15 protein-coding genes are annotated in these 15,857 nt (G+C 61.1%); 1 reads left to right on the forward strand and 14 read right to left on the reverse strand.

The genetic code is table 11. The features are described 5' to 3' along the window. Nucleotides 1-2: 2 nt before the first annotated feature. The 11 genes from RR42_RS15795 to rfbB all read right to left on the reverse strand — a co-directional run bounded on the left by RR42_RS15795 (nt 3) and on the right by rfbB (nt 11,480). On the reverse strand, nt 3-773 hold the full coding sequence (locus tag RR42_RS15795) for a cytidylyltransferase domain-containing protein (RefSeq protein WP_043348689.1): 771 nt from the start codon (nt 771-773) through the stop codon (nt 3-5). Next, complete coding sequence (locus RR42_RS15800; protein ID WP_043348692.1) at nt 770-1,666, reverse strand: aldo/keto reductase; 897 nt, start codon at nt 1,664-1,666, stop codon at nt 770-772. The genes RR42_RS15795 and RR42_RS15800 overlap by 4 nt, the downstream gene beginning before the upstream one ends. Next, nucleotides 1,663-2,811 (reverse strand): UDP-4-amino-4,6-dideoxy-N-acetyl-beta-L-altrosamine transaminase, encoded by a 1,149-nt coding sequence (gene pseC / locus RR42_RS15805; RefSeq protein WP_043348693.1) that lies wholly within the window; start codon nt 2,809-2,811, stop codon nt 1,663-1,665. Before pseC ends, RR42_RS15800 begins: the two co-directional genes overlap by 4 nt. Beyond that, a complete protein-coding gene (pseB, locus tag RR42_RS15810) occupies nt 2,808-3,809 on the reverse strand; it encodes a UDP-N-acetylglucosamine 4,6-dehydratase (inverting) (RefSeq protein ID WP_043348695.1) in 1,002 nt (333 codons plus the stop codon). The genes pseC and pseB overlap by 4 nt, the downstream gene beginning before the upstream one ends. A 33-nt stretch (nt 3,810-3,842) precedes the next feature. Then, nucleotides 3,843-4,793, reverse strand: a complete 951-nt coding sequence (locus RR42_RS15815) for a UDP-glucuronic acid decarboxylase family protein (protein ID WP_043348697.1) — start codon at nt 4,791-4,793, stop codon at nt 3,843-3,845. A 10-nt stretch (nt 4,794-4,803) separates the two neighbouring features. Continuing rightward, nucleotides 4,804-6,165: a UDP-glucose dehydrogenase family protein gene (locus RR42_RS15820; protein WP_043348699.1), complete on the reverse strand. Its 1,362-nt coding sequence runs from the start codon at nt 6,163-6,165 to the stop codon at nt 4,804-4,806. A 662-nt stretch (nt 6,166-6,827) separates the two neighbouring features. Beyond that, nucleotides 6,828-8,750, reverse strand: coding sequence for a polysaccharide biosynthesis protein (locus RR42_RS15825; protein ID WP_236701922.1), 1,923 nt, complete (start codon nt 8,748-8,750; stop codon nt 6,828-6,830). 86 nt (nt 8,751-8,836) lie between these two features. Beyond that, nucleotides 8,837-9,388 (reverse strand): dTDP-4-dehydrorhamnose 3,5-epimerase, encoded by a 552-nt coding sequence (gene rfbC, locus RR42_RS15830; protein ID WP_043348700.1) that lies wholly within the window; start codon nt 9,386-9,388, stop codon nt 8,837-8,839. Next, complete coding sequence (locus tag RR42_RS41495; RefSeq protein ID WP_269083348.1) at nt 9,385-9,516, reverse strand: hypothetical protein; 132 nt, start codon at nt 9,514-9,516, stop codon at nt 9,385-9,387. The genes rfbC and RR42_RS41495 overlap by 4 nt, the downstream gene beginning before the upstream one ends. Then, nucleotides 9,509-10,426, reverse strand: coding sequence for a dTDP-4-dehydrorhamnose reductase (gene rfbD, locus RR42_RS15835; RefSeq protein ID WP_043348702.1), 918 nt, complete (start codon nt 10,424-10,426; stop codon nt 9,509-9,511). The genes RR42_RS41495 and rfbD overlap by 8 nt, the downstream gene beginning before the upstream one ends. Continuing rightward, a complete protein-coding gene (gene rfbB, locus RR42_RS15840; RefSeq protein ID WP_043348703.1) occupies nt 10,416-11,480 on the reverse strand; it encodes a dTDP-glucose 4,6-dehydratase in 1,065 nt (354 codons plus the stop codon). Before rfbB ends, rfbD begins: the two co-directional genes overlap by 11 nt. Nucleotides 11,481-11,737: 257 nt before the next feature. Here rfbB and RR42_RS15845 point away from each other — a divergent pair, with 257 nt between their 5' ends. Continuing rightward, nucleotides 11,738-12,574 (forward strand): symmetrical bis(5'-nucleosyl)-tetraphosphatase, encoded by an 837-nt coding sequence (locus tag RR42_RS15845; RefSeq protein WP_043348705.1) that lies wholly within the window; start codon nt 11,738-11,740, stop codon nt 12,572-12,574. A 5-nt stretch (nt 12,575-12,579) separates the two neighbouring features. On the opposite strand, the gene RR42_RS15850 is transcribed toward RR42_RS15845, so the two are convergent. The 3 genes from RR42_RS15850 to RR42_RS15860 form a co-directional block, all read right to left on the reverse strand. Then, a complete protein-coding gene (locus tag RR42_RS15850; protein ID WP_043348707.1) occupies nt 12,580-13,422 on the reverse strand; it encodes a lysophospholipid acyltransferase family protein in 843 nt (280 codons plus the stop codon). 64 nt (nt 13,423-13,486) lie between these two features. Further along, nucleotides 13,487-14,761: a dihydroorotase gene (locus RR42_RS15855; RefSeq protein ID WP_043348711.1), complete on the reverse strand. Its 1,275-nt coding sequence runs from the start codon at nt 14,759-14,761 to the stop codon at nt 13,487-13,489. 75 nt (nt 14,762-14,836) lie between these two features. Beyond that, a complete protein-coding gene (locus tag RR42_RS15860) occupies nt 14,837-15,808 on the reverse strand; it encodes an aspartate carbamoyltransferase catalytic subunit (protein WP_043348713.1) in 972 nt (323 codons plus the stop codon). Between the last annotated feature and the right edge of the window lie 49 nt (nt 15,809-15,857).

Here is a 15,857-nt window from a genome sequence, read left to right on the forward strand (position 1 = left end):
GTTCACACCCTTCGAGGTAGTAGTTCGTCTTGTACAAGAGATTTCACATAGCCTGCATTCCGGAGTTGCCCGGCGTTGATCTCGATCAACTCGGGCCGCTGCGCCAGCAGCCGCAGCACGTCAGCCATCAGGAAAGCAGGGTTATCGCGATACAGGGCCCCATACACGGCCGTGACAAACTCGAGGTCGGACGGTTCATCGACGGTCCACCGCAGCGCCGAAAGATCGCTCTCGCGCTTGAGGCACCCCAAGCGGAAGCGCTCCGGATGCTGGTAGATGAAAGAGGTCACATGCTCGCGCTGGGACGCAAGGCTGGCTTCCTGCCAGATCGTCTCCAATACGCCGAACCGGAACACTTCGGCATCCAGGCCATCCGGATAGGTAGGTTCCAGCACGTTGCTGGCGTAGTCGAAGTCGCCGTCGCGATAGAAATCGATCACGGCGTCGATCACTTCGGGGTCGGCCAGGGGGCAGTCGGCCGTCAGCCGCACGACATGCTGCGGCCGGATATCCTTCACCGCCGAATAGAAGCGATCCAGCACATCGTCGAGACTACCGCGGAACACTTCCACGCCCGCTTCTACACAGCACGCCGCGAGTTCATCGTCGGAGGAGTTGTCGCTGGTCACCACCATCAGCCGATCGATTTTGCGGGATCGCCGCAGGCGCTCTATCTGGCGCAGGATCATCGGCTCGCCGAGCAAGGGCTTCAATACCTTGCCTGGCAGTCGGGTCGAACTTGAACGTGCTTGCAGCAGTGCCATCACGGTCATTGAAACTCCTTCTGCAATGCGGGCCACTTGGATGGCGTGATTGCCGGCAACGACTCCATATTGCAGGCGGTGAAATCAAAACCGAGGTGCGCGGCGCTGCGGTGCCAGGCAGTTGCGATCTGTTCTAGCTGCTCTGCATCGACTACCCCGACCACGACATGGTCGATCACGCCTTGCTGGCGCAGGAAGGCCAGACTGCCCTCGAGCTGGCTCATGCCTGCCTGCGCACAAACCGCCTTGAAGCGGGCAAAGCCCGGCGCAAGCGTGTGCAGAAAGGGCGGCAACTGCTCGGCCAGCAGCACGCCTTGCAGAAAGGCCGAGCGGGTGTGGATTTCCACACCTGCCTGCTTCAGCCTGGCAAGCTCCCCGCTACTGGCAAAGGACTGATCTAGAACGTTGAGCGGCAACTGCATGGCGTCGACGTGGTAGCGCTTCGTCGCTTCGCGCGCCTCGTCGACGCTGTAGACTGACACGCCGAGCCGCTCAATCACGCCTTCGGCTTTCAGCTCCAGCAGCGCGGCATGCAAGTCCTGCCCGCCTGCGCCGAGCAGATCGCCGGCATGATGCACCAGCAGGCCGTCCAGACACTCGACGCCCAGGTTGCGCAAGGAATCGCGGACGCCCTGGACCACGCGCCGGATGGCGTCTGCATCCATGACCGCGCCGCCGACTGGCAAGGTTTTGGTATAGATCCGAAAGGCGTGCGCGTCCGGGCCGCAACGGCCCAGCACGCGTTCGCTCTCGCCATACGCTGCCGCGGTGTCCAGCACTTCAAGGCCAAGCTCGCGGGCCCGGCGCAGGATACGTGTCACCTCATCCGCGGCAACCTGGCCCGCGGTATTGGTGATGCCATAGGGCAGACCAAACTGCACCGTTCCCAGCGCCAGCTTCATGCAAGCAACCCGCGCAACGTGGATGTCACGAAGTCCTGTTGCTGCTCGGACAGGCCAGGATACATCGGCAGACTGATCGCCCTCGCATAGTAGTCTTCTGCATTCGGGTATTCGCCCGCCCGGAAACCGAGGTCTTGGTAGTACGGCTGGGTGTGCACCGGGATGTAATGCACATTGACGTGCACGCCGGCCGCACGCATACCGTCGAATACCGCTTTACGGCGCGCGCTGTCGTGCAGCACCACCGGATACAGGTGCAGACCGGACAGCCCGTCGGGATGCTGGAAGGGCACGGTCAGCGCGGCTCCCGCCAGCAACTCGTCATAGCGGCGTGCCAACTGGTGGCGCCGCGCAACAAACCCATCCAGGCGCGTCATCTGGCTGACCCCGAGGGCCGCCTGCATGTCAGTCATGCGGTAGTTGTACCCAAGCGCAACTTGCTGGTAGTACCAGGCGCCGTCCGAAGGTCCCGTCATCTCGGCTTGGTCGCGCGTGATGCCGTGCGAACGCGCCTTGCGCATTGCCTCCGCCAGATCGCTCCGACGCGTGACACACATGCCACCCTCGGCGGTCGTGATTACCTTGACCGGATGGAAGCTGAAGACGGTGATATCGGCAAAGTCGCCACAACCGATTGGCTTGCCCAGGTAGCCGCCCCCAATCGCATGCGACGCATCCTCGATGATGGCAAAGCCGTACTCATCGCCCAGTGCGCGAATCGCCTGCATATCGCATGACTGCCCGGCAAACGCTACCGGTATGACGACCTTGGGCAGCGCATTGCGCTGGGCTGCGAGCTTGAGCTTGCTTGCCAGGGCAACGGCGCACATGTTGTACGTGCGCTTGTCGATATCGACGAAACCGACGTCGGCACCGCAATAGCGCGCGCAATTGGCCGATGCGACAAAGGTGTTCGGGGTGGTCCAGACAGTGTCGCCAGGTCCCACGCCAAGCGCCATGCACGCGATGTGCAGCGCAGAAGTTGCACTATTGACGGCAACTGCGTGCTCGGCCCCGACATAAGTCGCTATCGCCGATTCGAATGCCGGCACGGCCGGCCCCTGCGTCAGGAAGTCGGACTCCAGGACCGCCACTACCGCCTGGATATCTTCCGCCGAAATATCTTGCCGGCCGTATGGAATCATGCCATTGCCTTGGCGTTGAATTCACGGATTTCCTCAGGGCTCAGGAAATGCGGATTGTTGCCGGAGTTATATTCGAAGCCCTGGCTAACCTGCTCGCCCTGCTCACCCAGCGCATTGACCGTATAGTCGATGTCCGAGTGGTGGAACTTGATCGTCGGGCGCAGAACGTAGTGATCCGAGAATTCCAACGTGAGATGGGAATCGTCGGAAGGACACATGATCTCGTGGAGCTTCTCGCCCGGGCGAATGCCGATCACGCGGGTCGCTACGCCAGGCGCTACTGCCTCGGCCAGGTCCGTGATGCGGATCGACGGGATCTTGGGCACGAAGATTTCGCCACCGTGCATCCGCTCGAAGTTCTTCAGCACGAAATCCACCCCATCTTGCAGGCTGATCCAGAAGCGAGTCATCTCGGCGTGCGTGATCGGCAGTTCCTTCTCGCCCCTCGCCAGCAGTTGCTCGAAGAAAGGCACAACCGAGCCGCGGGAGCCGACCACATTTCCGTAGCGAACCACGGCGAACGACGTCTGGTTGGCGCCTACCATGTTGTTGGCCGCGACAAACAACTTGTCGGACGCCAGCTTGGTCGCGCCATAGAGGTTGATCGGATTGGCGGCCTTGTCGGTCGACAGCGCGATCACCTTGTGGACATTGTTGGCGATCGCCGCATTGATGACGTTCTCGGCGCCATGAATGTTGGTCTTGATGCACTCCAGCGGGTTGTACTCCGCTGCGGGAACTTGCTTGAGCGCGGCAGCATGGATGACATAGTCAATGCCACGCATGGCCTGGGACAGCCGGTCGCCATCGCGAACGTCACCGATGAAATAGCGCATCGGCGGCGCATCGATGTCCTGCTGCATTTCGAATTGCTTGAGTTCGTCGCGCGAGTAGATCACGAGACGCTTCGGCTTGTAGCGGGCCAGAATCGTTCGTGCGTACTTCCTGCCAAACGAGCCCGTACCGCCCGTGATCAAAATAGACTTGTTATTGAACATTGCGAATCTCTTCTGAAAAATGAGCTGGGCTGCTTATACAAAGCGCTTGAAGTAATCGACCGTCTTGCTCAGGCCGTCGCGGAAGTGCACCGACGGGTTCCAGCCGATCATCTCCTCAGCCAGACGGGTATCAGGACGGCGCTGCGTGGGATCATCGGCCGGCAAGGGCTTGAACTCGATCGTGGAGCGTGAACCCGTCAGCTCGACGATGTGGCTAGCCAGCTCGAGCATCGTCATCTCGTGCGGGTTGCCCAGGTTCATCGGGCCGGTAAAGTCCTTGGGCGTGCTCATCAGGGCGACAATGCCGTCGATCAGGTCATCGACAAAGCAGAACGAGCGCGTCTGCTTGCCTTCCCCGAACACGGTGATCGGCTCACCGCGCAGCGCCTGCATGATGAAGTTCGATACCACGCGGCCATCGTTCTGGTGCATCCGCGGGCCATAGGTATTGAAGATCCGGGCAACCTTGATCTCCAGCCCATGCTGGCGGTGGTAGTCGAAAAACAGGGTTTCCGCGCATCGCTTGCCTTCGTCGTAGCACGAGCGGATGCCAATGGGATTCACGTTGCCCCAATAGGCTTCGGGCTGCGGGTGCACGACCGGGTCGCCGTAGACTTCGCTGGTCGAGGCCTGGAAGATCTTGGCGCCGACCCGCTTGGCGAGGCCAAGCATGTTGATGGCGCCGTGCACCGACGTCTTCGTGGTTTGCACCGGATCGTGCTGATAGTGGACAGGCGAAGCCGGGCAAGCCAGGTTATAGATCTGGTCGACTTCCACGAACAGCGGGAAGGTCACGTCGTGGCGGATGAACTCGAAACGAGGATGGCTGAGCAGATGTTCGATATTCTGCTTGGCGCCCGTGAAGAGATTGTCGACGCACAGCACTTCATTGCCCTGCTCGATGAGGCGATCGCACAAATGCGAACCGAGAAAGCCGGCGCCGCCGGTCACCAGGATTCGCTGGCGGGAATTGTAATTTCGCATGTTCAAAGTTTTATGAGCGGCCGATACCGAAATACTCGAAGCCTTGTTTCTTCATCGACGAGGGGTCAAAGAGATTCCGGCCGTCAAAAATGAGCGGATTCTTCATGTCGCGACGCATCGCGTCGAAGTCCGGGCTCCGGAAAGCCTTCCACTCCGTCACGATAATCAAAGCATCCACGCCCACCAGCGCACTCTCCGGCTGATCGACGAAATGCAAATGCTCCAAAGCGCCGTCACGATCGGCGAGATCCTGGGCCAGCACGCGGCGGGCCTCTTCCATGGCAACGGGATCATGCGCCTGCACGATCGCCCCGCGGTCCAGGAGCTCCTGAATGATGATGCGGCTCGGCGCTTCACGCATGTCGTCGGTTTCCGGCTTGAATGCCAGCCCCCAGACCGCAAAGCGCTTACCGGCAATGTCATTGCCGAAGCGAGCAAGCACCTTGTCGACCAGTACGCGTTTTTGCGCCTGGTTGACCTTCTCGACTGCATCCAGCACATACGTTGACTGGCCGAATTGTGCCGCGGTCTTCGCCAGCGCCTGCACGTCCTTCGGGAAACAGGAGCCGCCATAGCCAATCCCCGCATAGAGAAAGCTATAGCCAATTCGGGGATCGGAGCCAATTCCCTGGCGCACCAGTTCGATATCGGCGCCCACCCGGTCGGCCAGGTTCGCCAGCTCGTTCATGAAGCTGATACGCGTGGCAAGCATGGCGTTGGCGGCATACTTCGTGAACTCCGCCGAGCGTACATCCATGAAGTACATGCGCTCATGGTTGCGGTTGAACGGCGCATACAGAGTCCGCATCATCGCCTTGGCCTTTTCCCCGGCTTCGTCCGATGCGACACCAACTACTATCCGGTCGGGACGCATGAAATCTTCAACCGCTGCGCCTTCCTTGAGGAACTCCGGATTGGAGACTACCGCGCAGTCAAGATGGACGGAGCCACGCTGTTTCAGTTCCTCGGCCACCGCTGCTTTCACCTTGTCCGCCGTTCCGACCGGAACGGTGGATTTGTCGACGATAACCTTGAACGAATCCATGTGACGACCGATGTTCCGGGCGGCCTCAAGCACGTACTTCAGGTCGGCGGAGCCGTCTTCGTCCGGCGGCGTGCCAACGGCGATAAACTGGATATCGCCGTGCGCGACGCTAGCGGCAATATCCGTCGAGAACTTCAGCCGGCCTGCGGCACGATTCCGGTCAATCAGCGCCTTGAGGCCGGGTTCATAGATAGGAACGCCGCCGTTGTTCAGCAAATCGATTTTCTTCGCATCGACATCAACGCAGAAGACGTTGTTGCCTAGCTCAGCAAGGCAGGTGCCCGTCACAAGTCCGACATAGCCGGTACCGATAATAGTAATTCTCATTTCTCAAACCAATATTTGCATACTCAAGCGATTGTTGGAGAGCGCACCGGCCTCCGGCGCCATAACCCTACGCCCCAGAAATTGTCGGTAGCGGCACAAAACTACTCATCGCAAAATACGGACACCTACCGATGCTCAATCGGGTATCGACACCTCATGAATCGATCGGAATGTATACAGCCGGACGTGCACGCGAACTGTACGCCGGATAGGGAGGATGGGGAGGAAGGAGACTACAGTGCGTCCGCCCAGCCTGCAGGTGTTGGCGGGCACCCCTGAAACAGCTTGAATCCCCTCGCCGATACCGCCTGACCGGGATCACTCGGTCAGAACGAATCCATTGCAGCCTGGGAGCCGCGCCAACAAGCTCGGCACTCCGGAAGAGTGACCGCGCCGGAGCGCAAAGCCGAGTTACGTTGTCATCACTTTTTAACTTATTGACCCAGGATACAAAACCACGACATTTTGCCATATTTTCCAGGGCTTGAGCCGCCACCGGAGCCTGACTGGCAGGCAAGCGGAGAAAGCCTGCACAGTGATCGGCATGTCGTCGCCCCCGCGCGAGGACGTAGCCCACCGTCACGGTGCACTGCACTCTTGCCCCGGGCCGGCTCCACCGCAGGCCATTCCGAGATGTTTTCGACGCAGACATAAAGGCGTGCTCAGCGCAGGAGACGGATACGCGGAGCCGGTTCTTCATGCAAGTGGTCCTTGATATCGCGGTCCGGGCGAAACCCTGAAACGCATTCGAGAAGAATCGTCCGGATGGTTTCGCAATCGTTGGAGTCAGAAGCCTGGATGAGGCACTTCATCTTTTCATCGAGTTGCTCACGGCTCAGGAAGGACTCGTCTGCTTTCATGATGCGCGGGTGGCCAGTGCCGCTCACGGCATCCCCGATCAACAACTCCTCGTACAGCTTTTCCCCGGGGCGCAGCCCTGTGAACTGGATCTCGATGTCGCCGTCAGGATTCACCTCGTCCTTTACCTGGAAGCCGCTCAGGTGGATCATGCGCCGCGCCAGATCGACAATCTTGACAGGCTGACCCATATCGAGCACGAAAACCTCGCCTTCGCCGCCCATCGCCCCCGCCTGGATGACAAGCTGGGCGGCCTCGGGAATGGTCATGAAGTACCGGATGATATCCGGGTGCGTCACCGTCACGGGCCCCCCCGCGGCAATCTGGGTCCTGAACAGTGGCACCACCGAGCCGCTCGATCCGAGCACATTGCCAAAGCGGACAATGCTGAAACGGGTGCGCACGTTCGGATCCTGCGCGAACGCCTGCAGGCACAATTCCGCCATCCGCTTGCTCGCCCCCATGACATTGGTCGGCCGCACGGCCTTGTCGGTGGAGATCAACACGAACGCTTCGACGTTGGCACGAATCGCTGCCTCCGCAGTAATTCGGGTACCGACTGTGTTGTTCAATATGCCCTCGGTCATATTGAACTCGACAATGGGCACGTGCTTGTAGGCAGCCGCATGGTAGATGGTCTGCACCCCGTAGCGCGACATGATGCCGAAGACCCGCTCGCCGTTCTGCACCGAGCCAAGTACCGGCACCAGTTCTATCGGGAGCTCTTTCTCCGTGACAGTCTGCTGCAGTTCGTACTCAAGGGCGTACAAAGCAAATTCGGACTGCTCATACAGGACAAGGCGCGCGGGCTTGTTCTTGATGATTTGCCGGCACAGCTCGGAGCCGATGGACCCACCGGCACCAGTGACCATGACGCTTTTGCCAGCAATGTTCTCCATCAACAGCTTCATGTTCGGAGCAACTACGTCGCGCCCCAACAGCTCGTCGATCTCCACCTCGCGCACGTCGTCCAGGCGCACCTCGCCGGAAACCATCTCCGCCATGCCGGGCACGGCCCGCACCTCGACCGCGAGCGGCTCTAGCGCATTCACGATTTCGATGCGACGGCTGCGCGAAGCGGACGGAATTGCGATCAGCACCTGGTGGATTGCAAAGCGCCTTACCAGCTCGGGTAGCTCATCGGCGCCGTGGACCTTGATGCCCGCGATGCTGAGCCCGCGCTTCTTGATGTCGTCATCCACGAATGCCATTGGCTCGTAGTCCGAGCCCACGCCCAGAGCGACGGCAAGCTGCCGCCCCGCATCGCCCGCGCCATAGATGATGACCTTCTGGCCGTGGCGGCCAAAGGACGGCAACATCCTGAATGCTGCCCGCACAAAGAACCTGCTGCACACGATATAGACGATGGCCAGCAGCCAGTAGATCAGGAGCGCACCGCGCGGGACGTTGGACAGGCCCAGGAAGAAGATCAGCGAACCGAACATCCCGATCGAAATGGTGACCGCGACAACGATGGTCAGGATGGCCCGGTCCTCCATGTAACGCACTACCGAGCGGTACAAGCCCAATTTGACAAAAACCGGGATGGCCACCAAGGAGGTGACGAAATACAGGCTGATCGGGTACTGTGAACTGACTGCCCAATGATCCGTGCGCAATCCGACCGCCGACCAGAGGGAAAGCGGCAGCAGGAAGAAGTCGAGCACCAACATCAGAAGAATCTTCTTCTGGCGCGACATCTCGGAAATTTTCTTGAGCATCATCATTGAGTTATGGTTTAGTCGTCATATTGGACCGCCACCTTGTTTACCGAAGTCCGATCAGTGCAAAAACACCATCGACCGATCTCGCTCTATGGGAACAGTTCGGCCTCGGCAAGGGAAACACCGCGCCGATCCTTGTCCGACTGGATCACCGCCCCCTGGAGCGGCCATGCGATGCCGAGTTGCGGATCGTCCCAGGCAATGGTGCGTTCGTCAGCCTGGCTCCAATATTCGGACACTTTATAGAGCACTTCCGCTTGGCCCGACATCACAAGAAACCCATGAGCGAACCCGGGCGGTATCCAGAGTTGCCGATGGCTATCGCCTGAAAGCCGGACACTCGTCCATTGCCCGAAACGAGGCGATTGGCGACGCAAATCCACAGCCACATCAAAAACGTCGCCTGACACAACCCGAATCAGCTTGCCCTGTGGAGTACCCAGTTGGTAATGAAGGCCACGCAGCACATTTTTGACGGAGCGGCTGTGATTATCCTGAACAAATGCGCAGGAGTAGCCGGTTGCATGCTCAAAACTCCGTGCATTGAAGCTTTCGAAAAAAAATCCACGCTCATCGCCAAAGACTTTCGGCTCGAGGAGCAGGACTTCCGGCAATGCGGTCGGCGTCGCTTTCAAATTCATAACTGGTCTACCCATTCGCCAGCGACAACTTGTGCCAGTAGCTCACCAAAGATCCCGGCGATAACACGCGGCACGCTTGGATCGAAGGCCAGAGAGAGAACATTGCGCACGATGGCCTGCTCAGGCAAGGAACTGATCCAGCAAGTGATGCACGCCCATGCGCCAATCCGGCAGGTGAATGCCGAAGGTCCGGCGAATCTTGGCCGTGTCCAGCCGCGCATTGGCCGGGCGCGGCGCGGGCAACGGGTAGTCACTCGCAGCGATTTCCTCTATCCGATCCGGATCTGTCTTGAGCACTGCGCCTTGTGCGGCGGCGTAACGCAGAACTTCACTGGCGTAGCCATGCCAGCTGGTTTCACCTGCGGCAGCCAGGTGATAGATGCCTGCGGCGAACGCGCCGCTATCGCCAAGTAGCCACGCGCGCGCGACGATCTGTGCAGTGACATCCGCAACTAGCGCGGCCCCGGTGGGCGCACCAAACCTATCGCCAACCACGCGCAGCGCCGGTTGCATGGCACCAAGCCGCAGCATCGTTTTGACAAAATTATTGCCATGGATACCCGCCACCCAGGACGTGCGAAGTATCAGGGCAGTGGGCGCTACTTCGGCTATGGCCTGTTCGCCCGCCAGCTTGCTCTTACCGTAGACGGAAACGGGATTGACCGCATCGGTTTCCGCATAAGGCGTCGTTTGGCAGCCATCGAAAACACAGTCTGTTGAGTAATGCACCAGCAGGCTGCCGAGCGCCAGTGCCTCCTCGGCAAGGATGCCAACCGCAGTGGCATTGACCGCATAAGCGTTCTCAATGTCGGCCTCCGCGCGGTCCATACTGGTATAAGCTGCGGCATTGACGATCACATCGGGGCGCTGCTTCCGCAAGACGCGGCGAACTTCCTCGGGGCGTGACAGATCACATGCGCGTCGGTCGAGCGCAATCACATGCCCAAGTGGACTCAGGGCGCGCCGCAACTCGAAGCCAACCTGACCGTTGCTTCCCGTTACAAGAAGAGTGGGAATGCGACGTGCCTTATCCGGCATGACATTCATCCCGTCCCTTTCGATACAGACCTGACATCACATTGGAGACCCATGACTGGTTTTCCAGATGCCACTGAACGGTCTTGCGCAATCCTGTCTCAAAGGTCTCTTTGCAGGTCCAGCCGAGCTCCACCTGGAGCTTTCGTGAGTCGACCGCATAGCGCCGGTCATGGCCGGGACGATCGGCGACGAAGGTAATCTGCTGCCGGTACGAACCCGTCACCTTCGGGCGAAGCTCGTCGAGCAGACCGCATAGCGTGTGCACGACGTCGAGGTTCGTCTTGGTGTTATTGCCGCCGACGTTATAGGTTTCCCCCACTCGGCCCTTGGCGAGTACGGCCCTAACAGCCGCACAGTGATCGCCGACATAGAGCCAATCCCGCACATTCAGGCCATCGCCGTACACGGGCAGTGGCTCGCCGGCCAGGGCCTTCATCAGAACGAGCGGGATCAGCTTCTCTGGAAAATGATAGGGGCCGTAATTGTTGGAACAGTTGGTAGTGAGGACCGGAAGGCCATATGTGTGGTAATAGGCACGCACCAGATGGTCGGCCGCCGCCTTGGACGCAGAATACGGGCTGTTGGGCGCGAATGCCGTGGTTTCCGTGAAAGCTGGGTCACTCGGCTGGAGCGAACCAAATACCTCATCCGTGGAAACATGCAGGAAGCGGAACACATCGCGCTCGGAACCGTGCAGACCGCTCCAGTACGCTCGCGCAGCTTCAAGCAAAGTGAAGGTGCCAACGACGTTGGTCTGGATAAATCCACCCGGCCCTTCGATCGAGCGATCGACATGACTCTCAGCCGCGAAATGGACTACCGCGCGTGGCCGATATTCGGCAAAAAGGCGATCCAGCGCGGCACGATCGCAGATATCGGTTTGCGAAAAAATATGCCTATTAGAGCACTTCAGTGAGGCGAGGGATTCCAGATTGCCTGCGTATGTCAGCTTGTCGACGTTGACGACCGCGTCCGCACCGTCTTCGCGCAGCCAGTCAAGAACGAAATTGGCGCCGATGAAACCGGCGCCACCTGTGACAAGTATGTGGGACAAACCAGTGCTCCCTGCCTATCTAATCTATTTTCGAGAACCGGGCGAATGCCAAGCCTCCGCCTGGTCCAATCTGGACGGCGCAATGTTAAGTACCTGCAGAAGTGGCGGTATTCTATCCGACGGCGACCATCGTCTTAAGCTGCGGACTCATCTTTTTGTAGCCTGTTGTAACGTCCCAATGCTACCCATTGCAATGTAAGCACATTTCAGAGAACAGAAGTCCCTTTTACCAGCTCAGCATCTACACACGTCATTTTGTGATCAATAATCATCATTACGCCATCGGCGACCTTCAGGGATGCGCAGGTTCCCTTGAAGAACTCGTCTTACAACACCTCCCCGCCGACAGCCAACTCCGCTTCGTAGGCGACCTGGTAAACCGCGGCCCTGCCTCCGCACGCACACTGCGAACCGTCCGCCAGCTTGGCAAGCGCGCCGAATCCGTACTCGGCAACCACGACATCCACCTGCTGGCTGTCGCCGCAGGCGTGCGCAAAAGCGGCCGAAGCGACACTTTGACCGACATCCTCGAAGCGCCGGATTGCGATGAGTTGCTCACTTGGCTAAGGCATCGCCCCTTGGCCATCCACGAAGACGGCTTCCTGCTCGTGCACGCCGGCGTGCTTCCGCAGTGGACCGCAGAGCAGACCATGGCGCTGGCGGCGGAAGTCGAGCGTGAACTGCGCGGCCCGGGCTGGAAGGCGTTCCTGGCCGGCATCTTCGGCAATGCGGCGGACCGGTGGGACCCGGCCTTGCGGGGCATCGAGCGTCACCGCGTCGTGATCAACGCCCTGACCCGCCTGCGCTTTTGCGACGCTGACGGCGTAATGGATCTCAAGACCAAGGAGGGCCCCGGCAGCACGCCGGCTGGCTTCATGCCCTGGTTCGATGTGCCCGGACGGCGCACCGAAGACACCACGGTGGTGTGTGGGCATTGGTCCACGCTCGGATTGGTGATGCGCCCCAACCTGATGGCGCTGGATACTGGGTGTGTCTGGGGTGGCAAGCTCACCGCCGCGCGCTTGGCGGCGGATCCGGCTGAACGCACGCTGATCCAGGTGGAATGCCCGCAGTATTGCGATCCGCTAGCCTGAGCCGGTCAGGCAGCCGGCGCGGGAGAATCCGCGCTCACGTCGCCTTCGCTGAAGGATCGCTCGCTTTCGCGCCCTTCGTTCACCCGCACCACGAGTTCCACTGCGTGCTGTTGCGCGCCCTGGCTCAGATGGTTCACTACCGCGCGGGCCGCCTCGGCCAGGTCGCGCCGGCTGGCGCTGGTGGCGGTGAGGGCTGGCGCAAAGCATAGCCGCGCCGTAATCGGCGGCGCCCGCAGCACCGCATCGAGCGTCTCCAGCAGGCTCAGCTCGCCAATATATGCCGGTGCCAGCGTCGGCTGGCCGGTCGCGGCATCCAGGTAAGCCAGCCCGACCGGCTGCACCGGCAGCCCGCCCGATATCGGCGCCTGCATCAGGTTGGCATGGAACGGCAGCACGCTACTGCCATCCGTGGTTGTGCCTTCCGGGAACACGCAGACCAGATCGCCCTGCAGCATCACATCGGTAATGGCATGCAGCACGCGATGCGCGTCGCGCTTGCGCGCGCGTTCGATGAAGATGGTACCGGTCTGCGCGCACAGCCAGCCAATCAAGGGCCAGTCGCGGATTTCCGATTTGGCCACGAAACGCACGGGGTGCCAGCAGTTGATGACGTAGATATCCAGCCAGGAAATGTGGTTGGACACCACCATGGCGCCATGCGGTGCCGCCTGTCCGGGCTGCAGGCCCTGCACGTCGACTGTGACCCCGCAGATCCGCAGCAGCCGGCGCGACCAGCGCCGGATATGCCATTGCCGCGACTCGACACCGAGCCAGGGGAACAGCACCGCGCAGGTCGCGAGGCCGCGCAGCAGGTGGAGGATCAGGGCGGTCTTGCGCAGCCAGATCATGCCTGCCTCGCTGGCGAACGTACCTGAACCAAGTTGTCCAACTTCCCTCGGCCGGGCATGGTGTTCAGTGCAGTTCGTAGACGACGTGGCCGCCGACCAGCGTGGTGCGCACGCGCCCGCGCATCTCGTAGCCGAGCCACGGCGAATTCTTGCCCTGGCTCTTGAGCGCGCGCCGCTCGACCTTCCATTCCTGCTCGGGATGGAAGATGCAGATATCGGCGGCGCTGCCTGTGGCCAGCGTGCCGGCAGCCAGGCCGAGCACGCTGGCCGGCTCGGCCGTGATGCGGGCTAGCGCCTTGCCCAGCGGCACCTTGTGCTCCTCGGCCCAGCGCAGCGTCAGCGGCAGCAGCAGTTCCAGCCCGGTGGCGCCTGGCGAGGCTTCGGCGAAGGGCAGCAGCTTTTCGTCATCGTCCACGGGGGTGTGGTCCGAGCACAGTGCGTCGATGGTACCGTCGGCCAGCCCGGCCACGATGGCATCGCGGTCGCGTGCGCTGCGCAGCGGCGGTGAGAAGCGCATCTGCGAGTTGAAGTAGCCAATGTCCATGTCGGTCAGCGACACATGATGGATGTTGACGTCACAGGTCACCTTGAGGCCTTCGCGCTTGGCCTGGCGCACCAGTTCGATGCCCGCGGCCGACGACAGGCGGCACAGGTGCACGCGTGCGCCGCTGGCGCGCATCAGCTCGAAGATGGTGTGCAGGCGCACGGTCTCGGCAATCACCGACATACCGGACAGGCCCAGGCGCGACGCCACGGCGCCGCTGGCGGCCACGCCGCCACCGAGGTATGGGTCTTCCGGGCGCAGCCAGACGGTGAAGCCGAAGGTCTGCGCGTACTGCAGGGCGCGCAGCAGCACCTGGGTGTTGCGGATCGGTGCTTCGGCCTGCGAAAAGCCGATGCAGCCGGCCTCGGTCAACTGCGACATCTCGGTCAGCGTCTCGCCCTTGAGGCCCAGCGTGAGCGCGCCCAGCGGATACACGTGGGTCTGGTTGAGCGTGCGGGCGCGGTACTTGAGCATCTCGACCAGGCCGGGCTCGTCGAGCACGGGGTCGGTGTCGGGCGGGCAAACCAGGCTGGTCACGCCGCCGGCGGTGGCTGCCGCCACTTCGGATTCGAGCGTGGCCTTGTATTCATAGCCCGGCTCGCGCAGCCGCGCGGACAGGTCGACCAGGCCGGGGCAGACGATCAGCCCGCTGGCATCGATGGTCTTGTTGGCGTGGAAGTCCGCCGGCGCGCTGCCCACGCCGACGATCTTGCCGGCGGCAATGTAGAGGTCTTGCTGCGCATCGACGTTCGCGGCCGGGTCGATCAGGCGGCCGCCCTTGATGTGGATCTTCATATCGTGTCGCTTGGCTTGTATTCGGTTGTTCTGGCTTGCCTGGACCCTGTCGGTCGGGCGCTATCCATCATGAGATCAGTCGTGGTTTCCGGCCACGATGCCCATCACGGCCATGCGTACCGCAATGCCGAAAGTCACCTGGTTGAGGATCACGGACTGCGGCCCGTCAGCCACGGCGGAATCGATCTCCACGCCACGGTTCATGGGGCCCGGGTGCATCACGATGGCATCGGGCTTGGCCAGCGCCAGGCGCTCGGGCGTGAGCCCATAGGCCTTGAAGTACTCCTGCGCCGAGGGCAGCAGCGCGCCGCTCATGCGCTCGTTCTGCAGGCGCAGCATGATCACCACGTCCACACCCTTCATCCCTTCTTCCATATTGTGGAAGACACGCACGCCCATCTGCTCCAGCCCCGAGGGCAGCAGCGTGCGCGGGCCGATGGCGCGCACTTCAGGCACGCCCAGTGTGGTCAGCGCGTGGATGTCGGAGCGCGCCACGCGGGAGTGCAGGATGTCACCCACGATGGCGACCGTGAGATTGGTGAAATCCTTCTTGTAGTGGCGGATCGTGTACATGTCGAGCAGCCCCTGCGTGGGGTGCGCGTGGCGGCCGTCACCGGCGTTGATGACATGCACATGGGGTGCGACATGCTCGGCGATCAGGTAGGGCGCGCCGGAACTGGCGTGGCGCACCACGAACATGTCGGCCGACATCGCCGACAGGTTGTTGATGGTGTCGAGCAGTGACTCGCCCTTGCTGGTGGACGAGGCGTTGATGTTCAGGTTGAGCACGTCCGCGGAGAGCCGCTTGGCGGCAATCTCGAAGGTGGTGCGGGTACGCGTGGAGTTCTCGAAGAACAGGTTGAACACGCTTTTGCCGCGTAACAGCGGCACCTTCTTCACTTCGCGGTCCGAGTCGGACAGCGAGACGAACTGGCTGGCGGTGTCGAGGATGTGCGCGACCATCTCGCGCGACAGGCCCTCGATCGAAAGCAGGTGCTTGAGCTCGCCGTTCTTGGTCAGTTGCGGGTTGCGGAACGTCTTGATCATGGCAGGTAGAAAGGGCCGGGCGGTGGCGTTGACTGGTCTGGGCAGGTCT

Origin of the sequence: Cupriavidus basilensis, assembly GCF_000832305.1 — a bacterium.
Lineage (GTDB): Bacteria > Pseudomonadota > Gammaproteobacteria > Burkholderiales > Burkholderiaceae > Cupriavidus > Cupriavidus basilensis_F.